At 48.5% G+C, this 25,252-nt stretch carries 22 protein-coding genes and 2 pseudogenes; 21 read left to right on the top strand and 3 right to left on the bottom strand.

Annotated elements, in window-relative coordinates; genetic code table 11:
• Positions 1-292: 292 nt before the first annotated feature.
• The 16 genes and pseudogenes from GSF01_RS26865 (at position 293) to GSF01_RS26795 (ending at position 17,715) form a co-directional block, all read left to right on the top strand.
• Positions 293-2,281, top strand: a complete 1,989-nt coding sequence (locus tag GSF01_RS26865; protein ID WP_159888347.1) for a hypothetical protein — start codon at positions 293-295, stop codon at positions 2,279-2,281.
• A 178-nt stretch (positions 2,282-2,459) separates the two neighbouring features.
• Positions 2,460-2,603: pseudogene (locus GSF01_RS30240) on the top strand (BlaI/MecI/CopY family transcriptional regulator); the annotation flags it as partial.
• 52 nt (positions 2,604-2,655) lie between these two features.
• On the top strand, positions 2,656-2,763 hold the full coding sequence (locus GSF01_RS30235) for a BlaI/MecI/CopY family transcriptional regulator (protein ID WP_328803711.1): 108 nt from the start codon (positions 2,656-2,658) through the stop codon (positions 2,761-2,763).
• Positions 2,764-2,771: 8 nt separating this feature from the next.
• Positions 2,772-3,014, top strand: a complete 243-nt coding sequence (locus tag GSF01_RS26855) for a hypothetical protein (protein ID WP_159888346.1) — start codon at positions 2,772-2,774, stop codon at positions 3,012-3,014.
• A gap of 413 nt (positions 3,015-3,427) precedes the next feature.
• Positions 3,428-4,465 (top strand): glycoside hydrolase family 88/105 protein, encoded by a 1,038-nt coding sequence (locus tag GSF01_RS26850; RefSeq protein ID WP_159888345.1) that lies wholly within the window; start codon positions 3,428-3,430, stop codon positions 4,463-4,465.
• A gap of 31 nt (positions 4,466-4,496) precedes the next feature.
• The gene (locus tag GSF01_RS26845) at positions 4,497-6,962 is read left to right on the top strand and encodes a glycosylhydrolase-like jelly roll fold domain-containing protein (RefSeq protein ID WP_159888344.1); all 2,466 of its coding nucleotides are present in this window, start codon (positions 4,497-4,499) and stop codon (positions 6,960-6,962) included.
• Between the two features lie 203 nt (positions 6,963-7,165).
• Positions 7,166-8,131: a carbohydrate ABC transporter permease gene (locus GSF01_RS26840; RefSeq protein ID WP_235941758.1), complete on the top strand. Its 966-nt coding sequence runs from the start codon at positions 7,166-7,168 to the stop codon at positions 8,129-8,131.
• Positions 8,132-8,174: 43 nt separating this feature from the next.
• Positions 8,175-9,017, top strand: a complete 843-nt coding sequence (locus GSF01_RS26835) for a carbohydrate ABC transporter permease (RefSeq protein ID WP_159888343.1) — start codon at positions 8,175-8,177, stop codon at positions 9,015-9,017.
• A gap of 12 nt (positions 9,018-9,029) precedes the next feature.
• Entirely contained in the window at positions 9,030-10,874 is a 1,845-nt protein-coding gene (locus tag GSF01_RS26830; RefSeq protein ID WP_159888342.1) for a cache domain-containing sensor histidine kinase, read from the top strand.
• Complete coding sequence (locus GSF01_RS26825; protein ID WP_159888341.1) at positions 10,867-11,631, top strand: response regulator transcription factor; 765 nt, start codon at positions 10,867-10,869, stop codon at positions 11,629-11,631. Before GSF01_RS26830 ends, GSF01_RS26825 begins: the two co-directional genes overlap by 8 nt.
• Before the next feature lie 105 nt (positions 11,632-11,736).
• The gene (locus GSF01_RS26820) at positions 11,737-13,251 is read left to right on the top strand and encodes an ABC transporter substrate-binding protein (protein ID WP_159888340.1); all 1,515 of its coding nucleotides are present in this window, start codon (positions 11,737-11,739) and stop codon (positions 13,249-13,251) included.
• Positions 13,252-13,375: 124 nt separating this feature from the next.
• Positions 13,376-13,678, top strand: a pseudogene (locus GSF01_RS30500) (sulfatase-like hydrolase/transferase); the annotation flags it as partial.
• Between the two features lie 157 nt (positions 13,679-13,835).
• Complete coding sequence (locus GSF01_RS26810) at positions 13,836-14,321, top strand: RrF2 family transcriptional regulator (RefSeq protein ID WP_159888338.1); 486 nt, start codon at positions 13,836-13,838, stop codon at positions 14,319-14,321.
• 108 nt (positions 14,322-14,429) lie between these two features.
• Positions 14,430-15,359, top strand: coding sequence for an NAD(P)/FAD-dependent oxidoreductase (locus tag GSF01_RS26805; protein ID WP_159888337.1), 930 nt, complete (start codon positions 14,430-14,432; stop codon positions 15,357-15,359).
• Complete coding sequence (locus GSF01_RS26800; protein ID WP_159888336.1) at positions 15,343-16,776, top strand: MDR family MFS transporter; 1,434 nt, start codon at positions 15,343-15,345, stop codon at positions 16,774-16,776. Before GSF01_RS26805 ends, GSF01_RS26800 begins: the two co-directional genes overlap by 17 nt.
• A 48-nt stretch (positions 16,777-16,824) precedes the next feature.
• Positions 16,825-17,715, top strand: a complete 891-nt coding sequence (locus GSF01_RS26795) for a class I SAM-dependent methyltransferase (protein ID WP_159888335.1) — start codon at positions 16,825-16,827, stop codon at positions 17,713-17,715.
• A gap of 256 nt (positions 17,716-17,971) precedes the next feature.
• Here the strand turns inward: GSF01_RS26795 and GSF01_RS26790 are convergent, their stop codons facing one another.
• Positions 17,972-18,880 (bottom strand): LysR family transcriptional regulator, encoded by a 909-nt coding sequence (locus GSF01_RS26790; RefSeq protein WP_159888334.1) that lies wholly within the window; start codon positions 18,878-18,880, stop codon positions 17,972-17,974.
• A 144-nt stretch (positions 18,881-19,024) separates the two neighbouring features.
• On the opposite strand from GSF01_RS26790, the gene GSF01_RS26785 reads away from it, so the two are divergent.
• Complete coding sequence (locus GSF01_RS26785; RefSeq protein WP_159888333.1) at positions 19,025-20,044, top strand: alpha/beta fold hydrolase; 1,020 nt, start codon at positions 19,025-19,027, stop codon at positions 20,042-20,044.
• Positions 20,045-20,948: 904 nt separating this feature from the next.
• Here GSF01_RS26785 and GSF01_RS26780 read toward each other — a convergent pair.
• Together GSF01_RS26780 and GSF01_RS26775 are read right to left on the bottom strand one after the other, a co-directional pair.
• Positions 20,949-21,098 (bottom strand): DUF2281 domain-containing protein, encoded by a 150-nt coding sequence (locus GSF01_RS26780; RefSeq protein WP_159888332.1) that lies wholly within the window; start codon positions 21,096-21,098, stop codon positions 20,949-20,951.
• A gap of 45 nt (positions 21,099-21,143) precedes the next feature.
• Positions 21,144-21,665, bottom strand: a complete 522-nt coding sequence (locus tag GSF01_RS26775) for a TetR/AcrR family transcriptional regulator (RefSeq protein ID WP_235941757.1) — start codon at positions 21,663-21,665, stop codon at positions 21,144-21,146.
• Between the two features lie 152 nt (positions 21,666-21,817).
• On the opposite strand from GSF01_RS26775, the gene GSF01_RS26770 reads away from it, so the two are divergent.
• From GSF01_RS26770 to GSF01_RS26755, 4 genes are all read left to right on the top strand, one after another.
• Complete coding sequence (locus tag GSF01_RS26770; RefSeq protein WP_159888330.1) at positions 21,818-22,573, top strand: SDR family oxidoreductase; 756 nt, start codon at positions 21,818-21,820, stop codon at positions 22,571-22,573.
• Positions 22,574-23,277: 704 nt separating this feature from the next.
• Positions 23,278-23,835 (top strand): LamG domain-containing protein, encoded by a 558-nt coding sequence (locus GSF01_RS30230; protein ID WP_159888329.1) that lies wholly within the window; start codon positions 23,278-23,280, stop codon positions 23,833-23,835.
• Positions 23,836-23,889: 54 nt separating this feature from the next.
• Complete coding sequence (locus GSF01_RS26760; protein WP_235941756.1) at positions 23,890-24,054, top strand: aspartyl-phosphate phosphatase Spo0E family protein; 165 nt, start codon at positions 23,890-23,892, stop codon at positions 24,052-24,054.
• A gap of 132 nt (positions 24,055-24,186) precedes the next feature.
• Positions 24,187-25,229, top strand: a protein-coding gene (locus tag GSF01_RS26755; RefSeq protein ID WP_159888361.1) for an IS630 family transposase whose coding sequence is annotated in 2 segments (ribosomal slippage) — positions 24,187-24,748 and positions 24,748-25,229 — 1,044 coding nt in all. Because the reading frame shifts where the segments join, the coding sequence is not laid out codon by codon here.
• Positions 25,230-25,252 lie beyond the last annotated feature (23 nt).

Raw genomic sequence — 25,252 nt, 5'->3', positions numbered from 1 at the left:
AAGAAGGTTTTTTTGTTTTGGGGATCATCGTCAGCATCATGAAAGCAAAAGCTGCCTAGAAGTACTATGCTATCAAAAAGTGCTATTCCGTGTTAGAGCCCTACGTTCGATGTGAAGCATTAACATAAGCCGCAACGAAGAAATAAGTAAAAAAGACGACTAACATCCCATGATCCGGGTTTGGAAGTCGTCTTTTTCTCTGCTCTCCGAGATAACTGGACCACAACTTTTGATACAAATATTAGTAGAATAGATTAGAAGATTGAAATCCAGCATAAAGGAGAACCGTCGCATGTGGAAAAAAGCTGTGATGCTTATGTTAACCGGTGCTGTGCTTCAGATCGCGCTGCACGCCTCCTCCGGCAACGCCTACGAGTACGCAGATACGCCAACGGAGCCGGCAGATGGTTATTTTATTCCGAAGAAGCTTACCTTCCTCGAGAGTATGCCTTTTTACGCCATTCCCAATACACTGAAAAATGAACCGGAAGGTTCTTTCACACCGCAAACGGTCGATGTTATCGAAGCGGAGGTTAACTGGTCGACGTCGGGAAACTGGTGGAAAATCCATACTGATTTCGGGGACCGCTGGGTCAAAACCGCTCCCTGGCAAATTGAAGTGCCGCCCCCGCCGACTATCCGATTAATGGCGGAAACGCCTTTATATGCGAGGGCGTCAGAAGCGGGCGGGCCAACGGCTGCGCTCTCTCCGCAGGAAGTGAAGGTTGTCGACGCAGAGAAAAGCTGGTTTCGTCAAACGGAATCGGATTACAATCCGAAGCGTTGGATTAAAATCAACACGACTTGGCTCGGAGATCAATGGGTCCACCTTCATTTAGACGAGATTGGAAACCTGCAGCAGCTCGATCGCACGGTTTATTATCCTAGCATTTATTACAACCGTATACCGCATTGGCGCTATATCACCGATCAAAAAGAGGGGCTTCTTACCCAGATATACGTTCATCAAACCGCTCGATTCCGTTCGCTGCTTGGGAGCGCCTATCAATTCGATACGGAGCAAGGTCCCAAATGGGCGTTTGCTTCCGGAATGCCGATCCAAGCCGATCAACAAATCTTGAAGCGTACTAAACCAAGTGTATTATTTGCATTCCCGGATGAGAATTCCAAGATGGTTGCCGAGCTCCCGGCAGGGAATTTGAACGTAGTGGAAACGACCGTCAATAACGACGGTTATATGAGGTATGATGAATGGTACCATATCCGGAACGATCAAGCCGATGGATGGTTTAGCCCCTCTTATGCTGAACCTGAGGGGACGATGGAGGATACGGAATCGATTACACTTCATAGCTCTTCAACCGGCATTTTGCGTTTCCCGAACAGCTATATTCCGCTGAATAACGGACAAATCGGACCGCAGACCCTTCATCCGCTGGCTGCGTGGACCGCTCCGAACGGAACGCGTTGGTTCAAAATCGACTCCTTTGTCGGTCAGGGCTGGATTAGTCTCAATCCTTATCTAGATGACATCGTGTTGAAAGGCCGTGAGGACGATGCCCAGATACGGTCCAAGATGCTGTATCAAGGTGTATTTTCTCATAATGATGCGGGGATCTTTACCTTTGGCCCCGAGACCGTCGGAAACCTGCTTAACGGAGAGCCTTATTTGAGAGCTGATTTCTTGGCAAAGCAGTATCAGTATGAACTGACTGGCCCTGATACAAACGGCTGGTGGACGCTGGCGAATAATACGGGGTATGCGTTTCAAATCAAGTCCGGCGAGAAGTCCGCCAAGACGTTCTGGAACGGGAGCCTTGCCAATAACGTGAATCTCGCGGCGGCGCCGGTGGCGGCGACGGAAGGGAAGCTCGTGCCGCTCCTCAGCTTATCGGAAGTGCAGCAGCTCTTCGGCGCCACAACAGCCTACTATGACAAGGTGGCTTTCGGCGATAAACATGTCGTGCTAAGCTCCCGCGAATATGACATATCCGGGTTTTCCCTGCCTGCAACCACAGCGGGCAGCGAATTGCATCTCACGGGTCTTCTCTATGAACATTCGGTATCGGATCCCGGCTCGATTGCTCCTGAGATGAGTATCTTAGTGAAATCTCGTGACAACTATGGCAGCGATCTTGCTAATGAACATGTGGCGAAAGTAAACCATCTTTACGATTTGGGCTACAACTTCGGTGTCTACGATGTAACACTGGATGCCCCGCTTCATCCGGGAATCAATCACCTGACGATCGAAGTCAAAGCTGGCGAACGTATCGTCTACAAAAAGGACTGGAATGTCACCGCTCCGGCTGCAAAGTAAGACAACAAAGCAGGCTGCTCCACAGAGGGGATCGCATGAATACGAGCTAGCGGAATGGGATTGAATAATTGCTTAAATGAAGGACCACAGGCTCGCAGAGCTTGTGGTTTTTCCAGTTTCAGGTCCAAATCTCAGAAGCGGAATGGGAAGTGAGTAGAAACTTTGGAGAAAATCGCCTATTACCGCTCAAGAAGTCATTGACCAGCTCGCAGGTCCGCATGAGTGGAGTCCCAGAACGGTGAAAACCATGCTAAGCAGGCTTCTAAAAAAAGGAGCCGTGACATTTACAGCGGAAGGCAAGGTTTATTACTACTCTCCTGCCGTTTTCGGAAGACGAATGCGTCAGAGCGAAAAGAAGCTCGTTTTTGCAGAATATGTACGGAGGCTCTCCCGCCGCGATGTTAATGCACTTTATACAAGAGGAATCATTAACGAAAGAAGAGATTCAAGAGTTGAAAAAAATGCTCGATGAGAAAGGGTAATTTCTGGAGTGGATATCTATACGGCACTGGTCCGGGTTTTTCATTGGGTTGTATCCATCACCCCTTCCGCCCTTCACCTCATCCAGCACCTGTCAAATTCCTTGCAGCCGCAGCAGCTAGACTTTGCCCTCGCCTATGAGGAAGAAAGCGCGTCGCAAGGCAGCGGGTCCGGGCTGCTTAAGGTTGTCTATTTCATCTGGGTAATCGGCGTGCTGTGTACGGCCGTTTATTATGTTATGGCCTGCCCTTAGATGGCATCGAGCCCTAACAAGGGAAGCAGGGCGTCACCCGTCTCCTGCAATCGTTGCTTTGTTGTCTGAATGTAAGGATAGGCTGCGTATAAGAAAACATGTATCCGTCAAGCTGAGTTCACTGGTCGCTACGCCGGCAACCTATGGTTTGTGGAAACCGATTTGATGAGTAATGGTGAATTTGTCGATCCTGAGCAAGCCATTTCATTTCCAGAGTAATCATTCATTATGATTATAGATTTCTATGGATAATCAGTGGTAAGATGTTACAAAGTGACATGTACGTACAATTCCGGTAGGCGCTGTCCGTTCCGTGAACGATTTCGTACAAAGTGGTAAGATTCATTTACCAAATGAAGAAAATAAGATAAATTCGGAAAAGGGAAATCCCTTGCGAAGAGGAGATGGATGACATGCGCAAATTTGAATGTGATGAAAACGAAGTAAAGGAACTTATTGATCGGGTAGTCCGCAGAACGATGAATATGGATTTTACTTGGAACTGGTCCTGTGGAGTAGCATATTACGGAATCTCCAAAGCCTGGGAAGTAACCGGGAACCAAGATTATATCGATTTTCTGGTTAAATGGGTGGACGAGTATTTGGAGCTTGGACTGCCGACCCTGATGGTAAACTCATGTGCGATGGGGCACACCATGCTGACCTTGCATGAAGCTACAGGCGACTCCAAGTATCTGGATCTGGCTCTGCTTAAAGCCGATTATCTTCAGAAGGACGCTATCCGGTTCGGAGAAGGCGTATTCCAGCACACGGTATCCTCCAAGAACGACTTTCCGGAGCAGGCATGGGCGGATACGTTATTCATGGCCGCGTATTTCCTGCTTCGCCTGGGCTTCAAACTGGACAACAAGGCATACATAGAGGATGCGCTGAACCAGTTTTATTGGCACGAGGAATACCTGCAGGATATGAAGACGAACCTGTTCTACCATGCTTGGGATAATGTCAGACAAGATCATTTGTCCGGCATTTACTGGGGCCGGGCCAATGCTTGGGCCGCTTATACGATGGCGCAGGCGCATAAAATGCTGAATCCCTTCATGCCTATGTGGATGCAGCTCGGCGGGGCTCTCGGAGACCAATTGAGCGCTTTGGTCAGGCTGCAGACTTCGGATGGGCTGTGGCGTACGGTATTGAATGATGAAACCTCCTATGAGGAAACCTCGGCATCTGCGGGGATCGCAGCGGCCATGGTCATTAACGGGCACCCGCTTCATCAAAACTATATGGCCAAAGCCTACAAGGGCATCCTGGCTAATATTGATGAGGACGGCTCCGTTCGGAACGTATCGGCGGGCACCGCGGTTATGTACTCGGCGGAAGACTACAAGGTGATTTCCAAGAAGAGAGTCCAGGGCTGGGGACAAGGCTTGACCTTGGCGTATCTGGTGGCTTTGCTTCAGAATAAGGAGCTTGTCAGCAACATCTAACTTTGGTATGAAAACCATAGAGGAGAAGAACATGACAAAGCAAACGGTAGAGCAGCAGTTTCTGGAGCCGTCGGAGGAATTTACTCCGATTCCCTTCTGGTTTTGGAATGACGATTTGAACGAAGAAGAGCTTCTGAGACAAATCGGGGATTTTGCTGACAAGGGCGTGATGGGCTTCGTGATCCACCCTAGGCTGGGGATTCCGGAGTCCATCCCGTATTTGTCCGACACTTTCATGCAGCTTGTTCTAACGGCAGTCAAGGAAGCGGCAGCTCGAGGAATGAAAGTCATTTTATATGATGAAGCCATGTATCCTTCAGGCTCGGCGAAGGGAATGGTCGTTCAGGGTAATCCGGAGTACGCCAGCAGAGGCTTGCGGTTGGCGGAAATCGCGGGAACAAGCGCAGCGTTATCCTCGATCCTCGAGGAAGGGGAGGTGCTTGTTTCGGCCCAGGGAATCAGAAGAGCTCCGGACGGGTCCGTGGATGTGGAGCAGTCGCTGCTTCTCCAGCCGCAGCAGGGAGTTATTTCCCTGGAACAAACGGGTCAAGAGGAGGGCTGGAGCCTCCTGCTTCTGATTGAAACGTATTCAAAGGGTACGATTCGCGGCATTCACTTCGGAGAGGATGACGGAGAACCGAATGTGCCGGCCTCTGCGGATTTGTTGAACCCGGAGGCGACCGATAAGTTTATCCGGATCACTCATGAAAGGTATTACGAGTGGCTGAAGGATTATTTCGGCGAAACCGTCATTGCCATGTTCACGGACGAGCCGGAGATTATGGGCCGCGGACATAAGAAGGGATTGAAGGCATGGACCGGCGGGTTTTTGGAGAGCTTCATCGCTCACGGCAATAGGGAGCAGGATCTTCCCTTATTGTGGCTGGAGGGTAAGGACGGCTCCGAGGCGGAGGTGCGTAAAGCCTACCGTAAGGCTATTCAGACCCGGATGATTCTTTCCTATTATAAGCCGCTAAGCGATTGGTGCGCGCAGCACGGAATTGCCCTGACCGGCCATCCTGCGGCTAGCGATGATATCGGCTTGCTGGAGCATTTCCAAATTCCCGGTCAGGATGTGGTTTGGCGCTGGGTAGCTCCTGAGAACGAGCTCGGTCTGACGGGAAGACACAGCACCGCCGGCAAGTGCTCCTCCGATGCGGCCAGACACAGAGGCAGACGGAGAAACATCAATGAAGTGCTCGGCGTGTGCGGCAAAAACAACGACTGGAACTTGAGCGCGGGGGATATGAAATGGTACCTGGACTGGCTGTTCGTCAGAGGCGTTAACATGATCAGCCCGCATGCCTTCTACTATTCCATAGACGGCCCGCGCAGGTTTAACGAGAGACCGCCGGATGTAGGGCCGAACAACATCTGGTGGCCGCATTATAAAACCATTGCCCAGTACATCAAAAGAATGAGCTGGCTCATGACGGACAGCCGGAATATGACGTCGATTGCCGTTGTATGCGGGGAAGATTGGATGCCTTGGCGCATAGCGAAGCCGCTGTATGAGAATCAGCTTGAGTTTAATTATCTCGAAGAAAAGCTGATAACGCCTAACGGTATCACCTCCCAGGGAACGCTCCGCATAGCCGAATATGACTATTCGGTTCTACTGGTGGAAGAGGGAGAGCCGCTCGATCAAGCAACGGAAGAGATGCTGCGCAGCTTCGCCGAGCGTGGAGGAACGGTCATTCGCTTGGCCCAAGAGAGCGGCACGCTGCCGAAGGCTGCGACGCATCTGATTACTAATCCTGACGAGCTTATTGCTGTGCTTGAGCCGTATGCGCGGCGGGAGATCCGCCTCCAGCCAGCGCATCCAGATGTTCGGGTCAGTCATGTCGTGAAGGAAGGCCAGCATTTTATCGTAGCGGTCAATGAAGGGGAATTGCCTTATAAGGGCAGCCTGATCGTCAAGCGTGAAGGCTTTGTCGACCGGTGGGACGCGTGGAAAGGAACGATCGAACCGGCCTTTAGTTCGCAAGTAGAGGGCGGCATCCATGTCCATATAGAGCTTGAGTACAGACAAAGCGTTATTTATCGGGTCGATCCGGAGCGGAATCCCGTTTATCAGGCAGAACCGGTGTATGCAAAGTCGCAGGAGTGCTTGCTGCTCTCTGAGGGCTGGACAACTGAGGCCCCCCATTTCCCTGTTAGCCCCCCATCCCTAGGCTCTTGGACGGAACTGCCCGAGCTTGCTCACATATCCGGTTCCGTAACTTACCGGTGCTCCTTCGAGTGGAACAAGCCGGAGGCTTCCAAGCTCGTCACTTTGGACTTGGGCGAGGTACAGGAAGTGGCAGAGGTACGCATCAATGGTCAGGCGGCAGGGGCGGCTCTATGGCGTCCATACCGCTTCGATATCCAGTCCTATCTGGAGCATGGCGTCAACACGCTGGAAATTACGGTTACCAACAGCTTGGCCAACCATTTCGATAAGCTTCAGCTTCCTTCCGGTCTGATTGGACCGGTGAAGATTTCTACTTTTGGCTAAGACATAGGAATGAAGCTATACTAGCAGAACCAAGCCAAAAGCAGCTCGTCCCAAAGGACTCGAGCTGCTTTTTGGCTTGGTTCTTTTTTGACTTCGGCAAGGAACCCGAACCTCAAAAAAAGCCCATGCAAAAGTCAAAAATGGAACGTTTAAGGTTTCCGTGGTAGCGGTTACAATTTGAGTGACAAGGAGGAGTGGTTGTAGTGATAACAAATAGAATGAGCCAAACGCAGGCTATCACGAAAAGAACAAGGGGCCGTTCATTAACGACAAAAAGGTGGCTGTGGTGTTATGCCTTCCTGCTGCCGCAAGCCTTACTGTATGTATCCTTTACGTTATATCCTATGGTGATGAGCTATGTATACGCTTTTTATGAGTGGAGCGGCATCGGCCCTGTCGATGATTTTGTCGGCTTCGAGAACTTTAAGGAAACCCTGCTAGACCCGTTGTTTTGGAATGCATTTAAAAACAGCTTTATTTACATGGGGTCGCTCGTTCTCGTCCAAGTCCCGCTTGCCCTGCTGCTGGCCTTGTTATTAAGCGCTTCCTGGCTGAAGGGCTCGGCCGCGTATCGTACGATTTTTTTCCTGCCTGTCGTGACGACGACGGCTATTGTCGGTCTTGTGATGAAGTTTATATTCGGGGCTTACAAAGGGTTGGTTAACGAGGTATTGCTGGCGGTCGGATTGATAGATGCTCCGGTCGACTGGCTCGGCAACGCCGATACAGCCTTGCTCATCGTAGTCGTTGTGGGAATCTGGAAGTATTTCGGGATCAAAGTGATTTACTGGCTATCGGGTATTTCGGCGTTGCCGAAAGATTTATATGAAGCTGCAAAAGTGGATGGCGCTTCAACGATCCAATGCTTCCGGTTCATTACCATCCCGCTGCTAATTCCTATAGGAACCGTTATTGTTCTGTTGTCAGCCGTGAATGCGCTTCATGTGTTCGATCTGGTCCAAGCCATGACGGGTGGCGGCCCGTCCTTCTCAACGGATATGGTTGACGTTTATATTTACCGGTATGCCTTCGGGGGCGGCGGAGAGTCCAGAATCGGATTTGCCTCGGCAGCTGGAGTTGTATATGGCTTTGCTATCTTGTTCGTATCGCTGGCTCTCGGACTGCTCTCTCGTCTGGCTGGCGGCAAGAAGAGAGGCGCGCAGCATTAATGCACGGTAAGGTCACACATCTTGGATGAGGAAGGGATAAGAAATGTACGCTACAAAATCTGTGAAGAAGCTAATGACTCCCCTTATACACCTGCTGTTAATCGTTGTAGGCTTGATCTGGATCTATCCTTTTATCTGGATGGTCATGGCATCGTTTAAGACGAACTCCGAATACATCTCAGGCGGATTATCGATCTTGCCCAAATCGTTTCAATTGGATAACTATGTAAGAGCCTGGGAGACGGCCCAGTTTTCCGTTTACTTCTACAATACGGTGATCATGTCGGTTTCCGTTGTCCTCATTGTGGTCTTGCTATGTGCGATGACTGGCTACGTGCTGGGGCGATTCGAATTCCCGGGTCGCAAAGCGGTTCTTATTCTCGTAGCAGCTACGTTGTTCCTGCCCAAGGGCTACACGGTTATTCCGATCTATACGCTAGTGAACTCGCTCGGACTAAATAATACCCTTGCCGGGGTCATACTTGCGGAAGCCGGCGGAGCGCATGTGTTATTTATCTTATTGTTTACGGCCTTCTATCGGGGCATCCCAAGGGAGCTGGAAGAAGCGGCGCAGATTGACGGAGCAGGCTTTCTGCGTACCTTTTTTCAAGTCATGCTTCCGCTTTCGAAGCCGACGATCGCGACTACAGGAATATTACAGTTCATGTACACTTGGAATTCCTTCTTGATTCCGTTAGTATTTACTTTAAGCAAACCGGAATTAAGAACGCTGGGCGTAGGGATGTATCAGTTTGTCGGCGAGCATTCCGTGGACTGGACCGGTGCGGCTGCGGCGGCAAGCATCTCTCTCGTTCCGATCATTCTCATCTTCGTGTTCTTCCAGCGCTATTTCGTTGAGGGGATTGCCGGTGCCGTCAAAGGATAGGAGAGGCAGCAGGTGAACAGAGCAATCGAATGGTTAGATCAACAGACGAATAATATGAAGCTTAGACCCAAGTTGATGATCACGTTCTATTTCATCAGTATCGTGCCGCTTGTTGTAACAGCGGCTTTCTTTTATTTGACCCTAACTCAATCTCTCGGGGAAGAGGTAGGGGCCTCCATGGTACAGACGACCAGGCAGGTTGATGAAAGAATAAGCTCGTTCACAGAAGAAACGACCCATCTCACTAAAATTATTCAGTTTGATTCGAATACGCAGGCGTTCTTGGATTGGGAGGATCCCGCCGATCTGTCCTTGATTCCCAGTCTTCAGGCTCTGAGGAGCCTTATTTCTACCGTTACCAATCAGAACACTCACCTGCGCAGCATTCATGTGATTAACGATCACGGTAATTTCCTCGCTGAGAGCAAGGATATGTTCAAGCTGAGGTTTGATTTTCTACATGACCCTTGGTACAAGGAGGTCGTCCAGCATAAAGGATTCCGGCTGCTGCCCGCGCATGAGCAAAATTATGTGCAAGGGGCATCGGTCGTATCGTTTGCAGGCCGAATATTTAAAGTTTCCGATCTTAAGGAAAGCGGCACGTTGCTGCTCGATTTTGATACGCAATTTTTATCCAGTATGATTGATACGATCCAGGTTGGGAAAACAGGGTCCGTTTATTTGATCTCTCGGGAAGGGAAGTCTGTCGTCAGCCCTGGTGAGGATGGAGAATCTCAAAGCCTGATCAAGCAGCTCTACTCGCAGCCTGCATTTAACCAGGACCAAGGCTACCTGCTTACGAAGATTAACGAAGTGAATACGCTCGTAGGCTTCTCCACCTCCAAAACCACAGGGTGGAAAATTGTCGCGGCTGTTCCCTTCCATGAGCTGTCAGGGAAGATCGAAGCCTTGAAATGGATTATCCTTGTCCTGGTCTGCGTGGCTCTTTGTTTTATTGTCATCCTAGCGAAATATTTGAGTCAAGCTATCACCAGCCCTATGATTCGACTGGCCGAATATATGAAGCGTGTGGAGAAAGGGGATTTATCCGCCCGTGTGCCTATCGACCGAGGGGATGAGCTGGGCTTATTGACGCGGCGCTTTAACCATATGCTCGAGCAGGTTCAGGTATTGGAAGAAGTCGTCTATTTGTCGGAGATCAGGGAGACCAGGCTCCAGCTATTGAATCGGGAGTCCGAGCTGAAAGCCTTGCAGATGCAGATTAACCCGCATTTTCTACATAACACGTTAAACACGATAAAGTGCGTTGGAGAAGTGTATGACGTGAAGGAAGTCGCCATCATGAGCGAGGGCTTGTCCGAAATGTTCAGGTATAGCATTGACACCGACAAATATAAGCTGCTTCGTCAGGAAATCGATCATGTACAAGCTTATATCCAAATTATTCAGGTTCGATATCCCGAGCGAATTCGCTGTCACTTCGATATTCCGGCGCATCTGGAAGAACAGCCGGTGCTTAAGCTAATTCTTCAGCCCCTGGTTGAAAATGCGATTGAGCATGGCTTGATCCCCAAGTCATCGGATGGAGATATTTGGATATCCGCGTCGGTAACTAATCGGAAAGAGCTTGTTTTACGTGTCGTGGATAACGGAGTAGGCCTTACCTCGGAGCGCTTGCGGGAGATCAAGCAAAAGCTGTCCAGGCATGGAGACGAAGCTGCGGACGGCGAGGAGCCGCTGGTTGGCCATGTCGGCTTGTATAACGTAAGCCAAAGGCTATTTCTAAATTATGACGGGCTGGGGAGGCTTGATATCGATTATGATTCGTTATTGGGAACGATAGCCGAAATACGCTTACCGTTGGATGAGGACAGGGAGGCAGACATCAATGTATAACTTACTGGTCGTGGATGATGAGTTTTGGATGTGCGCAGGGCTGAAAAAAATTATAGACCGGCTTGACGTTCCCTTTACGGTAACGGATTCGGCCTGCGACGGCAGACAGGCGCTAGCCAAGCTGGAAGGCGGGCAATTCGACGCCATTATCACGGATATCAACATGCCGGTTATGGACGGGCTGGAGATGATGAAGGAAATGCGGGAGCGTCAGTTCAAGCAGCCGGTCATTATTGTATCCGCCTACCATGAGTTTGAATATGCCAGGACGGCTATGCGTCTGGGCGCGGTCGATTATTTGATCAAGCCGGTCAAAAACGAGGAGCTTTCCGCCGTATTAACTAACCTGCAGGATTTAGTATCCCGACGTAAAGAAGGGCCGCCGGCCGAGACGGAGACGGCTGCCGACTTCACCGGGCTGGGCGGAGGCGTAGAGCTTGTGCAGACCGTCCTGGGCACGATCGAACGCTCGTATATGGAAGACTTATCGCTTGCTATCCTCGCCGACCAGGCTGGCTTTAACTCTTCCTATCTTAGCCGTTTGTTTAAAATAGAAACGGGCAAAGGCTTCGTCCAGTACTTGAGAGAGGTAAGGATGAAGCATGCCTGTAGAATGCTAAAGGATACGAGCCTGACAAATATAGAAATTGCCAAGCAGGTGGGCTATTGGGACGAGAAGCATTTTAGAAGAACGTTCAAAAAAGATTTTGGCATGACGCCGGGAGAATACCGAGAGAAGTATCAAAGTAAAAAATAGACCCTCAAAAGTAAAAAAAGAGTGCCTTCATACCCTCGCGGTAAGCGTTTACAATAAAAGTGTAGGAAAAGAACTTGCGATTACATAAAACAAGGGGGAAATCACATGCTAAAACGTTCGGGTTCAGTCACAATGGCGGCCGCACTGGCAATGACGGTCGCGATCACCGGATGCTCGCAAGGAGGCGGCAAGCAAGATGCTAATTCTGAAAGCGCTGCTAACGGAGAGAAAGCTAAAGAAGAGGTAGTCCTCAAGCTTTGGAGCGCCGACTCCGCCTGGGACGGTGCGGACAGTCCGGGGATGCAGGTGATCAAAGCATTTAACGAGAAGTACAAGGGGCAAATTCGCGTAGAAGCGAAATATGCTCCGTGGGAAAGCCATAACACGGCTGTTCAAGCTGCGTTTGCTTCCGGGGGCGAGCCGGATGTGTTCCAGCTGCCGCTGGGCTCCCAGATATCCGATTATGTCAGCAAACAATTGATTCAGCCGATTACCGGGCTCGTCTCCGATAATTGGAAAGGTCAGTTTTATGAAGGATCGTTTCAAGAAGGGGTCAATCAGTTTGACGGCAAAATTTATGCGTGGCCGGTGACAGGTCCGTCCCTCAGCTATATGCTGTTCTACAACAAGGATGTTCTGAAAAATGCCGGCCTGGAGCCTCGGGCACCGAAAACCTGGGACGAGCTCAGGGAAATGGCTCAAAAAGTGACGGCGCAAGGAAAAGGCGACGTCTACGGCATCACGTTCGGAGGGGGGACCCCGGCACGATTCACTCAGCTTACGGTGGCCGGCTTTGCCGTGGGGGCCAGTAAAGGAGAAAGTCCTTTCGACGGATTCAACTTCCGAGAAGGTAAATACGACCTGGACTCCAAGGCCTGGCTGGACTCCGTTAACTTCTTCCTGACGCTCAAGAAAGATGGCAGCTTTCTTCCATCCTCCTTTATGCTAAAAACGACGGAAGCGGAAGCGCTGTTCGCTGAAGGGAAGGCCGCCTTCCTGTTAAACGGCAGATGGGGACTCTCTAACCTGAAAGGTCTGAATCCAAATCTTAATTTCGGCTCCGCCTACACGCCGACACCGGATGGAAGTGTGCCTAAGTACGGCTATACGCTCGCTGTTCCGGAACGGGCTTACGTCGTAGCGAAGAACACGAAGCATGCCAAAGAGGTCGGGATCTTAATTGAGGAAGCGATTGCATCCAAGGAATTTTACAACATCTTCATGAAGCAAGGGATCTCTTTAACGCCGATGCCGGCTGTCAATGCGGACGAGAGCAATTATCCGTTTCCCGAATTAAAAGAGTTTGTCAACGTTCATAACGAGGCATGGGTACTCGGGCCTGATCCGATAGCACGCAACCCGGAGCTCGTTCCCGTATCCAACAAAATCGGTAATTTGGTACAAGACAAGATGAAGCCGAACACAGGCGAAGTGCTGCAAATGATTTTGAACGGTAAAGCGACTAACGTGGAAAGCATACTGAAGGAGCATTCCGATAAGATGAATAAAAACTTGCAGGATGCGGTAAACAAAGCGAAAGCGGATGGCGCCAAGGTAGATATGAAGGATTTTCATTTCCCAGAATGGGATGGAAGCAGTAACTACAAGGAAGTTAAGTAAGTAGCGTAGCGGCACCCTGGCGAAATGCGTGCTGCGTCCACCGGCCGAACCATGACCCTTCAGGGGGGCGGGACGGCCGGTTTTTTTAGTCAGGACAATCGTAAGTCGAAAGGATGGACCTACCTTGAAGCAGCCCCATGTAATTTGGATTTTGGTCGACCAGATGCGCGCCCAGGCGATGAGTCACCGTCTGGATCCGAATGTCAATACACCGAACCTCGATCGAATGGCGATAGAAGGGGTAAACTTCACGCATGCCCTGTCGGGAACTCCTCTTTGTTCGCCGTTCCGAGGCTCTCTAGTGACAGGAAAGTATCCGCACCGTTCCACGGTCCCTGCTCTTCATTCTCCGATGTCAACCGAGGTTAAAACGGTAGCGCATGCGTTTCGGGAGCATGGGTACCGGACCGGATGGTTTGGCAAGTGGCATCTGGACGGCAACCGTCCGGAGCTTGATCTTAGACAGCCACCGGTGATGAAGAAGCGAAGTTCAGATCAAGAATGTCATTGCAATTTGGATTTGAATCATTTATTATGGACAACAAAGGTCTATATTAGTGATAATGAGAAGGGAGGTGGGAAACTTGCAGTTCTCCAAAAGTACAGATTATGCCCTACACGCCTTAATTCATCTGGGACACTCGGAGCGTTGCAACAACGTTGGGATCAAGGAATTATCCGGGGCACTGGGTGTTTCCGAAAGCTACTTATCCAAAATTATGTCCAAGCTGAGGCAGGATGGAATCGTACGTGCGGTGTCAGGGGTGAACGGTGGTTACGAGCTCGCACGGCCGGCCGATCAGATTACGTTTCTGGATGTGATTCAAGTGATTGAAGGAAGACAGCAGTTATTCGAATGCTCGAATTCGAGTTCGCGGCAACATCGGTTGTTAGCGGAAGAGGGGGCTGCACAACGGGATCAGAATCGTCCAAGAAAAAACGAGTGTTTGGTTGAGAAAGTTATGAACGGCGCGGAACAGCATCTGCACCAATACTTGCAGGAACATACGATTCAGTCAGTATTAGATGAGGCATTCAAGCGTTGCAGTCACGAGGTAAACAAGAAGTGATGAACTTCTTGTATTATAATTGTGGACATTATCGATCTATGTATAACGCAAAAACAAGATGTTTTTGTTCTAATTACGGACATTGTAGATCTATGGAGGATAAATTAAATGGATAAAAAGCTTCTCGATGTGGCAATTATTGGCGGCGGGCCGGCTGGGTTGAACGCCGCACTGGTGCTTGGGAGGGCAAGGAAAAAGGTGGCGGTGATCGATGCAGGCCGTCCCCGCAACGCTGTGACAAGCGAGGTCCATGGGTTTCTTACCCGTGACGGGATCAGTCCCAGTGAGTTTCGGCGCATTGCCAAGGGAGAGATCAGCGCCTATCCCTCCGTATCATTCGTAGCGGATACAGCGGTGTCAATCATGGGAACCGACGGCCGGTTTCAAATTGAGACTGAGCAAGGACAATCTTTTACAAGCAAGAAAATACTGTTTACCGTCGGAATGAAGGATCAGCCGCTTTCCATTCCGGGACTGGCGGAGGTATATGGGAAGAGCGCTTTTGTCTGCCCATATTGCGACGGCTGGGAATTAAGGGATCAGCCGCTTGTCATCATTACAAAGGGGGCTATGCTTATGCATTTCGCTCCACTCATATCCGGATGGACGAAACACTTTACCATCTGCACGAATGGACCAGATGAACTGACGGATGCCGAGCGCGAAGAGCTCCTGCTTAATCAAGTCCCTCTTTTCGACTCGCCGATCCGGCGCATCGACTCTAGCGACGGGATCGTTCGGCAAGTTGTTCTCAAAGACGGAACGATAGTGCCATGCACAGGGATCTTTTTCAAACCGAATCTGATTATAGGATCGGATCTGCCACAAACGATCGGATGCGAGATCACGGAATGGGGAGGGATCGTTGTCGATGAATTCGGAAAAACGAACATTCCGGGTGTATATAGTGCCGGAGATGCAGCATCGCAAATGCATCAGGCTATAGCTGCAGCTTCGAGGGGCGCACTTGTCGCCGCGGTTATAAACGGTAACCTGAATACAGAAGCTTGGGGGAAAAAGGATGATCGAATTAAATAAAATTAAACGTGGCCCAATCATGTTTGCTCTGATAATCGGCATGTTCGTCGCCGGTTTGAATGAGACTTTAATGGGCAATGCCCTTCCCGAATTCATGAAATCGTTTGGCGTGTCTGCTGCAACGGGGCAGTGGCTTTCCACCGCCTATATGCTCGTTGTTGGCGTGCTTGTTCCGGTAACGGCAATCATGCAGCAATGGTTTACGACCCGGCAAATATTTCTGTCGGCGATGAGTTTGTTCCTCGTCGGTACGGTCACCTCGGCAGTGTCGCCGGAATTCGGTGTGCTGCTGGTCGGGCGGATCCTTCAAGCGATGGGAACCGGCATGCTGATGCCGCTTGTAATGAACGTTATCATGACCATTTATCCACCGGAAAAGCGCGGAGGTGCCATGGGGATTTTTGGGCTCGTCGTCATGTTCGCCCCAGCAATTGGCCCAACTATATCAGGATTAATCGTTGACGGACTATCATGGCGCTGGCTGTTTTACCTTGTAATACCGTTTGCGCTGCTCGCCATTATTATAGGAGTCGTTGTCTTGAAGAATGTATCGAAAGTCACCAAACCGCGAGTGGACCTCCTATCCATCGTGTTGTCAACGATCGGCTTCGGCGGAATCGTTTATGGGTTCAGTAATGCCGGCGAACACGGTTGGTCGGAACCAGCAGTCGTCTGGACGATCGCTGCAGGCAGTGTTTCCTTGTTGCTGTTCGTGTGGAGACAGTTATTGTTAAAGGAACCTGTTATGGATTTACGTGCTTTCCGGTATCCGACATTTGCACTTATCGTGGTGCTTATGTTTGTGCTAATGATGACATTTTTTTCATCGGCGATCATGCTTCCAATATTTATGCAAGGTGTGCTCATGGTAACGGCATTTAAATCAGGCTTGATCCTGCTTCCTGGAGGGTTTGTGAACGGGCTCATGGCTCCGATCTCAGGCAAGCTGTTTGATAAGTTTGGACCTCGCATAACGATCATCCCAGGACTGGCCATTGTTGCCATCTCATTGTGGCAATTCACCCGATTCGATGAAACGACGAGCACGGGGGTTCTCGTCGCCGTTCACATCGCACTGATGATTGGTTCAGCGCTAGTCATGATGCCCGCACAAACAGCGGGGCTCAACCAACTGCCAAACCATCTGCACTCGCATGGGACAGCGATTTTGAATACGCTGCAGCAGGTGTCCGGCGCAATCGGCACTGCCCTGTATATCAGTATTATGTCGGGCGGACAGAAACATTACTTGAGCGGCGCGAGCGATCCGCAGGCTCCGGCGGAAATCGCCAATGGACTCGCAGCCGGTATCAACAACGCGTTCTGGTTCGGCGGCATCATCGCTCTCGTTGCGCTCGTACTTGGTCTCTTTCTTCGTAAAGGGAAATCGCCGAAGCATGAACAGGCGGCAGGATGAGAATGACCGCCCGCTCCATAAACAAAAAGGAAAGAGTGAGGAACGATCATGAACGATTTTTTCAATGCATTCATTTGGGAAGAAGCATGGAAAGACGATTTCGATACCATCGTAAACAAGATGAGAAGGGCCGGAATCGATCCCGCCAGATCTTTTGACCATAAGGCCAAGACTTTCAACGAACAATCATTTAATGAAGAGGGAAGAAAACGAACCAAACGAATCATGAACTGGCTGGAAGGACAAGGAGTTCAATTCGAAAACAGCTCCATATTGGATATTGGCGCCGCATCGGGCGTATTCTCAGTACCGTTTGCGAAGCGAGGAGCCCGTGTAACCGCCGTAGAGACATCTCCCCCGCTAATCGAATTGCTGGAAGAAAACATCTCTAACTTCGCAGAAGACCAAGTGAAGATTATTCCTGAAAAGTTTGAAGATATTGATGTTCAGGCCAAGGACTGGAACCAGGCCTTCGATCTCGTCTTTGTATCGATGAGCCCGGTCATTCACAATTGGGAGAGCGTGGAGAAGGTGCTCCAGTGCGCTCGAAAGTTCTGTTATATCAGTATGCCGGTAAATCACGCGGAGCACAGCCTCGTGAACGAAATTTGGCCGCTCATCACCGGGCAACCCTTCCATACGAAACTAACGGAAATGGGATATTTGCTGCATCTGTTGTATCTTAAAGGTTATGCATACGAATCGATTATCACGTGGGAAGTGAAAACGTCGGAAGTCTCTAGAGATGCGGCGTTGCAGGAAGCGATGACCTGGCTTGGCCATCACCGTCTGCCTGCAGATGAGCGGAATCGGAACATCATTGCTGACTATTTGGAGCAAGCCTATCCGTCCGGAAAAGTCGTCATCCATAAAGGCGGACGTTTTGGAAAAGTACTGATTCGATTGCAAGATCTGAACATGTACACAAGAGAGATCTGAGTCCGGCAAGGCGGATTGAGTATTCTTCCAGAAAAATTAGAGATCACTTAGCGATTGAGTACCGAAAAGTGGTTGTCTATTTTAAACGCGCCTGCTCGTATGAAGATTCATTCAGGTGGAGACAAACTCTCCACCTTCTCATTGCCCTCATTGGTAGTGCGAAGCGAACCACTACAAGCACAGTTACAGAGGTCAGCTTGTATGGACTTGCCGAACCACCGAAATACTGCGAATAGATGCCTCTTTTGTACATAGGCTACACGGTTTTATTCTCATTCTGTAAATGAAAAACATTCCTTGTTTCTTCTATGAAAGATAACATGATTGGTGAAAGCCACTTGTCTTTATGCCACAAAATCTGTGTGTACACCTGCAAATCCGGAATTTGCCATGGAAGGACAACAAGTTCTCCGCGTTCAACTTCAGCTTCCACGACGATTTCAGGAAGAAAGGCAATACCAATTCCAGAAATTGCACATTTTTTAATTGCTTCAGCACTTTGAAACTCCAGATACGTGATGCTATCAATGCCTTCTTTCTCAAAAGATCGGTCAAACATCGTTCGATATGGACAACCCTTTTCATTGGTCAAGAACACTTCTTCATGAAAATCTTCCAACTTTAGCTCGGTTCGCTTAGCAAGTGGATGATCTGGAGCAGCCAACAAACGGAAATTCTCTTCTACGAGCGGTTCCACGACAAGTCCACTTGAGCAAATTGGTTCATCCAGCATATAAACGATATCCGTCGTTCCCTCGAATAACGTTTGCTTAAGCTCTTGATTCGGAACTGAGCGAAAGATCAGGCGAACACCCGGATGTTGCGAACGAAACCGTTGGAAGACAGGAGGAAGCCGATAGGAGCAAATAACTTCATTCGCACTTATCGTTAGAGTACCACTTAGTTTTGCATTATCATGGACAACACTGCGAGCTTCGTCCAATTTTTCAAGAACACCTTGGGCATGCATTAAAAAGCGTTTGCCCGCAGTTGTGAGCGCGAGTTGCTTACCCAACCGATCAAAGAGGCGGACACCGAGTTCCTCTTCCAATGCTTTAATTTGCATCGTGACGTTGGAAGGAACGTAGTTCAGCACCTCTGCTGCCCGCGTGAAATTCAATGTTGTAGCAACCATGCAAAACGTATTCAGTTGGCGCAATTCCATCGGAGGCCCCCCTTTCTTCTTTCAATTATATTGAATTCTATCTTGAATTCTATTCACTTTTATTGAGAGTATCACGACTCTATACTGAGTACAAGAGATCACAGTGAACATGTGGTTTTTCATTTTGAAGGGAGCGATCATACGATGGATTATGAAATTTTTAATTTGGGTGATGTACTTTTACAATCAGGAGTGACGTTACCCAATGCTTTTCTTGCTTATAAAACATACGGAAAATTAAATGAACAGAAAGATAATGTGATTGTCTATCCAACGGCATTTGGAGATCAGCATGTTCAGAATGAATGGCTCATTGGCAGCGGAATGGCACTTGATCCAGAGAAATATTTTATTATCGTTCCAAATTTGCTGGGTAATGGACTTTCATCCTCTCCCAGCAACACGCCGCATCCATTCGAGAGGGCTAACTTTCCACAAGTAACTATCTATGACAACGTACGATTCCAGCATCAACTACTGACCGAAAAATTCGGCATTCAGAAGATTGCTCTCGTCGTCGGATGGTCCATGGGCGGCATTCAGGCATTTCAATGGGGGGCAAGTTACCCGGAGATGGTCGAACGGATTGCACCTTTCGGAGGTATCGCCAAACCTTGGCCTCACACATATGTAGTGCTGGAAGGTGTAAAATCCTCATTGCTATCTGCAGTCGGCTTCGACTCAAGCAAACTAAACCAGTTGACTTCTGCAGACATGCGCGCCGTTGGTCGGGTGTATGCGGGATGGGGATTATCACATGCGTTTTATAGAGAGGAGCTTTATCGTGAGATGGGATTTGACTCATTGGAGGATTTTGTAGCTGGTGTCTGGGACAATAGTTTTATGAATATGGATCCACATAACGTCCTAGCCATGTTATGGACAGGCCAGCATGCAGACATTAGTGCCAACTCTTCCTATAACGGAGATTTTGATAAGGCACTTAAAAGCATAAAGGCATTTGCTTGCATTATGCCGGGAAGTACCGATCTCTTCTGCACAGCGGACGATAATGCATATGAAGCTGCACGTATCCCTAATGCTAGTCTTAACCCGATCCAGTCAATCTGGGGTCACTTTGCCGGTCGCGGTATCAACAGTGCCGATAATCAATTCATCGATGACAATCTGAAGCACTTGTTGTCACTTAGCGCTAACGAATAGAACGTCATTAACCTAACGAATCGTATTTGAGGTCACCAGAATGTACGGGTTTGACCTCTTTTTTCTTTGGTCGTACTTGCTTTCACGAATTCTGCGAACGCTGAAATTCTAGTTTTTATCCACATTGAATGAATGCTAGGTTTAGTAACAAAAGAAACTGTAGCGTGTCTTAAATCTTGAAAATCATACTTATTATTTTTTCGTTCTCATACCTGTGTATGTTCTTATTTATTTTCTTTTAACAGTACTTTCATCAACCTCAATTACGCCCAAATGTTGCAAATGAGCTAATGTTAAAATCATGTTCATGTATTTTTCCAGTGAAAAGCCAATGTAACCAGCCGATGCGTTGCTTCGTAAGGTTTATTTATAGATTCAATAATCTCTTCATCTGTTTGAAAGGAGTGTTCGGTGGTTGTCCAAGCATCAAGTGCGGTTTCAACCATTTATAATTCCCTGTCAAACATCGAGGTTACTACTTAGGTAGCTGAAAAGGAAACTCGTGCATCCCAAAGAAAGCAAAGAATAGACTCCTATGGAGTTCGAATCGACAATAGCTCATGATGGTCATAACTTCCTTCTCGTAAGCCTAATTTCTTGTGTATACTTCTGGGTGAAATGATATACAAATACATAAATTTTGATCTATGGTTAGCTTAATGTATGCAATCTTTCCATTAAGCTCCTTTCTGAAGAACCAGACTAGTTCACCGGACCCTCTTTCGATCGGATTCAGACGGCTTGTATTGGTCGCTTGGCTCCAAGTATAAAATAATGGAGACACAAGTAATATGTGTCCCCACATTCCGTTTCAGTTTACCGGAAAATGAACTATATATTGATCTATTGCGAAGTAGAGATCATGCGGATCGGCCCCGTATCGTATTGACTAAGCACTATTCCATTACTCATCGTCAATATCGTTATGCCAGAAATCCAGACTGCTTTCTGCTGCCCTACTAAGTTTAACTAATGCTCTGTTTTCACGCATTTTCAAGTACCCGATAAAGTCCTCTACTTTTTCCACTTCCTGCTGTGGTGTTACCGCGATCATTTCTGCAGCAGACGCCCTTTACCTTCGCTATATTTATTCGTGCGACTATCCCTCAATTCCCGCTTCGATCAGCTTCCAGACCGCTTCGAACTCCGCTTGGAATTCAATCCGCAGCCAACTGTCCGCAAAGGCCGGCGCGGAAAAAAAAGAAAAAGAAAGCAAAATAGCATGCAGCCGCCTAACGTCCTCAATGCCGCTCGCTGCCTTTAGGCTGCCGATCAAGTCGCCGATGTGCCGAGCGAGTACCACCGGATTCCTATCGATATAGGTCGTATACAGCTTAAACATTTCCGGCTCGCGCACATAAGCTTCATATTTCGATTGACTTAATATCCAAAGCCAGTCGTGCACGATGTCCTTCGTAGACGAGTACTTGTCAGTGTCAAATGGAAAAATTCTCGCCAGTTCATGGTCCAGCCACGACAATGCAAGCTCGGTCCACAGCTCTTCTTTGCCCGAAAAGTACTTGTATATCGCAGCGTGAGTTGTCCCCAGCTCAGAGCCGACTTTGGACAGATTAACTTTCTCCATCCCTTGTTCGACTACCATTCGATGTGCGGTTTCCAAAATGAGTTTTCTGCTTAATGTAGTCATGATTATATTATACAGATTGACATGTTCGGTTACAACTATTGACTTTTGTAACTCGGCAATGTATGCTTAGTTTGCTTGTAAGTTACAAAAAATGAAATATGTAACTTGAAAAGGAGAATCATTTCATGAAGCTATCCAATCGTACGATCGTCGTTACAGGAGGCACTTCGGGCATCGGTCTTGCATTCGCTTTGAAATTGTTGAATCGCGGCAATAAAGTCATCGTCATCGGCCGCAATCAAGCAACCCTCGATCAAGTAACTAACAAGCATAAGGGGCTCATCGGCCTGCAGGGCGACGTCTCCAATGCGAACTCCGTTCGTGAAATGGCCGCATTCATTCGTGACCGCTACCCAGAAGCCTCGATCTTGTTCAACTCGGCAGGCATTATGCGCGCATTCGAATTGATGGGCGGTAGCCTCGATTTGGAGCAAACGACCGCAGAGGTTGAAACGAACTTAAACGGGACCATCTGGATGACGGAAGCGCTGCTCCCGCAATTGACCCAACAAGACGAAGCCATGATCGTAACCGTAAGCTCCGGTCTTTCCTACGTCACTTCTCCCGAACATCCCGTCTATTCGGCTACTAAGGCAGGAGTCCATATGTTTACCGACGCGCTGCGGATCCAACTCAAGAAATCGGGAAAAAATATTCATGTTATGGAGCTTGTCCCACCCCTCGTTGCGGAAACCAATCTAGTACCGGACACGCAAAGCAGCGGACCCGTTCCCAATATGAGTCTGGATACGCTCGTGAAGCATGGGATTAAAGGAATGGAGCATAACAAAAAGAGGATTGTTCCGGGCTTCTCCAAATTTTTGCGCTTTGCCGGGAAATACTTTCCGGATGTCCTTTCGAATGCGATGGTGCGGAGATAAGGGGTTAATCACCGTACTCAGCACGCCGAAAATAGAAAAACACCTCTTCGTTTGGTAAAGTGAGCATGTCGAATTCCACTGCCAGACCGAAGAGGTGTCATCCATCGCAGGACCTTGTCAGCATCAAAGCTCTCTTTTTAGCCCCCGTATGTGCATCTCCTGATGTGCATCTTCTGAAAAATTACGCTGATGCACTCTCCTTGCACCGAACATGCACCGAACAGGTGTCAAGAAAGCACCCTCAATGCCCTACTTTTGCACCCCATTTGCATAGCTCTCGTGATAGCATGGTATTGTGGACAAGACAGGGACAGTACGTTCCATTGAATAGCATAAAGATGAAAGGAGGCTTTTAGTAATATCTTATTTCCATATAGTCGAGAGCCGACAGGCCATCCGATTTTCGGAGAGCCTGTTTTTTGTTTCGGGCAAAAGCGAACCAAGATCGCCTGCTTGTCCTCCCTCTTTCATTCTCTCATCATCAAGCGCCGGTTCTTTTCCTTAACAGGAAAAAGTTCAAGACGCTTATTTCTACTACGGATGACAGCACCGACATAAACAGATGGTGCTTCTTCTCGCACGGTGTTGCCATGTGAGGACGGAGCTGATACTTATGTGCCCCATGTTGCCGTAATGTCTCGCAACGATCTTGTTATATGTCTGTTCTGCAGTTATTAACACAATTACGTTCAGGATTTGTCACAATGGAGCATTGGTCGGTGCAGTTGGGCATCGGCGAAGTCTGGGAGGAACTATGGGTGCATCGCCCGTTGCCGCTAAATCGTTGGTCATTCGTGGCGGCTACATATCGTCAATCGCAGGGCATGATGCGGTTGTATCTGAATGGGGAAGAAGTGGCAAGCAAAAAGACAACTGTAAAGGTTGCCATTACGCCCGCTCACTCAGACCTGTTGATCGGAAAGAATAACCAGAGCGTCATGCTGGCGAACGTATTCGAATTAAATATGTTTAATGGCATTATCGATGAAGTGAAGCTGTATGGCCGTGCGCTGGACGGCAAGGAGATTGCGGCCGTCTACGATGCGGACGTTCGGCCACACGGCGGCGAGCCTCCAGTCATTCTTTGGGAGGAGATCCGGCTGGACCGCGGATTGCTTAGGGCCGATAAGCATCGGCCCCAATTTCATATCAGCCCGCCTGCCCATTGGATGAACGAACCGCATGCGCCGATTTATTTTAACGGTCAATATCATCTCTTTTATCAGCATAATCCGCAAGGTCCTTACCGTTTTTGGAAATAAGCGGTTAACGTTTCTCTGTTGACAACTACATTCCCTAATGGAGGTTATTCACAAGTGGATAGGGTAAAGGAACTCGAACAGGCAATCGAATTGAAAAGGGATGAACTTAATCAGGCAGGTAATAGATATGGGCTTTTGTCAGAGATAGTTCTGAGATTGTCCGGAGAGCTTGATGATTTATTGAATAAATATAGAAAAATGAACCGTGCGGCTACTTAGCTGCACGGTTTCTTTATGTTCCGGACCTTATTACTATGAAACTTATATATTAATATATTATATAGATTGAACTCATAAAATTGAGAGCCGCACAAATCGGGTAAAAGATATCAAAGGACCGAAAAGGCGGGGATCAAAATGACACATGAACAAGAAATTGAAAAGCTGGCAGTAGCCATGAAAGAAACAAATAGCACTCGCATGTACGAAAGGTATCTGGCTATCCGTTTGCATTTAGAAGGCCGGACGTTAACCGAAATTGCAAAAATTTTAGGCAGATCCTTTCCAGCCATTAGCGGATATTGGAAAAGTAACCGTGAAGAAGGGCTTCGTGGCCTGGAATTCGGAGAATATCCTGGGGGCATCCGAAAACTCTCCGATGAACAAGAACAACAGTTGAAAGAGACGATTGCTAAGCAGAAACCCGTGGATGTGGGATTCGAAGCCAAGTACACCTGGACTTTGAAGATCATAAGGACCTGGATTCATCGGGAGTTTGGTGAAGCCTATACCTTAAAGGGGGTCTCCAAACTGCTAAATCGACTGGGTTTTAGCTATACGAAAGCGACCTATACCTTGGTAAGAGCGGACAAAAAAGAGCAAAAGCAGTTCCGCGAAGGTACCTTGACCGAACTCAAGCAGAAACTTTCTCAAGGAGAAATCGATCATCTTTTATTTGAAGATGAGTCCATGACCGGGCGTATTTGGCTCTGCAATACAACTGGTTTCCCAAGGGGCAGCAGCGAAAAATACCGACCCATGGGGAACATAAAGGCGCCAAATTGTTTGCAGCTATCAATTACGAGACGGGATACGTGATCCATCGGGAAGAAGAGACATTCACGGCAGATGCCTTTCAGCGTTTTTTGGTGGACATTCTACGGAAATATCCAGACGGTCAAGTGGTCATCGTACTAGACAATGCACGCACGCATCATGCCGACGAAATCCAACCGTTTCTTCGAGAGCACTCGAGGCTTAGTCTTGTCTTTTTGCCAAAATACAGCCCGGAACTTAATCCGGTGGAAGGCTTATGGAAATGGCTGAAGCATGATGTTGTGAATAATGTCTTTTTCCATAAGTTTTATGTGATTCGTTCTCATGTCGCTGCTTTCATGAAACGGATCAATAAATCGCCTCTTGAAGTCATAGACCGTCTGCTTGTTCAGGTATGAAGTTTTTCAGTTCAATCTATATA

The organism is Paenibacillus puerhi (genome assembly GCF_009846885.1).
In the GTDB taxonomy this organism is placed as follows: Bacteria; Bacillota; Bacilli; order Paenibacillales; family NBRC-103111; genus Paenibacillus_G; species Paenibacillus_G puerhi.
Note: the sequence above shows the minus strand (reverse complement) of the source record. Positions and strands in the feature narration are given on the sequence as shown.

What these genes read in the sequence shown, in the direction of transcription:
- GSF01_RS30230 (WP_159888329.1), top strand. Translation starts at nt 23,278, where the DNA reads ATGGAGCATTGGTCGGTGCAGTTGGGCATCGGCGAAGTCTGGGAGGAA.
- GSF01_RS26795 (WP_159888335.1), top strand. Translation starts at nt 16,825, where the DNA reads ATGAACGATTTTTTCAATGCATTCATTTGGGAAGAAGCATGGAAAGAC.
- GSF01_RS26835 (WP_159888343.1), top strand. Translation starts at nt 8,175, where the DNA reads ATGTACGCTACAAAATCTGTGAAGAAGCTAATGACTCCCCTTATACAC.
- GSF01_RS26865 (WP_159888347.1), top strand. Translation starts at nt 293, where the DNA reads ATGTGGAAAAAAGCTGTGATGCTTATGTTAACCGGTGCTGTGCTTCAG.
- GSF01_RS26850 (WP_159888345.1), top strand. Translation starts at nt 3,428, where the DNA reads ATGCGCAAATTTGAATGTGATGAAAACGAAGTAAAGGAACTTATTGAT.
- GSF01_RS26800 (WP_159888336.1), top strand. Translation starts at nt 15,343, where the DNA reads ATGATCGAATTAAATAAAATTAAACGTGGCCCAATCATGTTTGCTCTG.
- GSF01_RS30235 (WP_328803711.1), top strand. Translation starts at nt 2,656, where the DNA reads ATGTACGGAGGCTCTCCCGCCGCGATGTTAATGCACTTTATACAAGAG.
- GSF01_RS26780 (WP_159888332.1), bottom strand. Translation starts at nt 21,098, where the DNA reads ATGATCGCGGTAACACCACAGCAGGAAGTGGAAAAAGTAGAGGACTTT.
- GSF01_RS26770 (WP_159888330.1), top strand. Translation starts at nt 21,818, where the DNA reads ATGAAGCTATCCAATCGTACGATCGTCGTTACAGGAGGCACTTCGGGC.
- GSF01_RS26805 (WP_159888337.1), top strand. Translation starts at nt 14,430, where the DNA reads ATGGATAAAAAGCTTCTCGATGTGGCAATTATTGGCGGCGGGCCGGCT.
- GSF01_RS26785 (WP_159888333.1), top strand. Translation starts at nt 19,025, where the DNA reads ATGGATTATGAAATTTTTAATTTGGGTGATGTACTTTTACAATCAGGA.
- GSF01_RS26820 (WP_159888340.1), top strand. Translation starts at nt 11,737, where the DNA reads ATGCTAAAACGTTCGGGTTCAGTCACAATGGCGGCCGCACTGGCAATG.
- GSF01_RS26790 (WP_159888334.1), bottom strand. Translation starts at nt 18,880, where the DNA reads ATGGAATTGCGCCAACTGAATACGTTTTGCATGGTTGCTACAACATTG.
- GSF01_RS26845 (WP_159888344.1), top strand. Translation starts at nt 4,497, where the DNA reads ATGACAAAGCAAACGGTAGAGCAGCAGTTTCTGGAGCCGTCGGAGGAA.
- GSF01_RS26825 (WP_159888341.1), top strand. Translation starts at nt 10,867, where the DNA reads ATGTATAACTTACTGGTCGTGGATGATGAGTTTTGGATGTGCGCAGGG.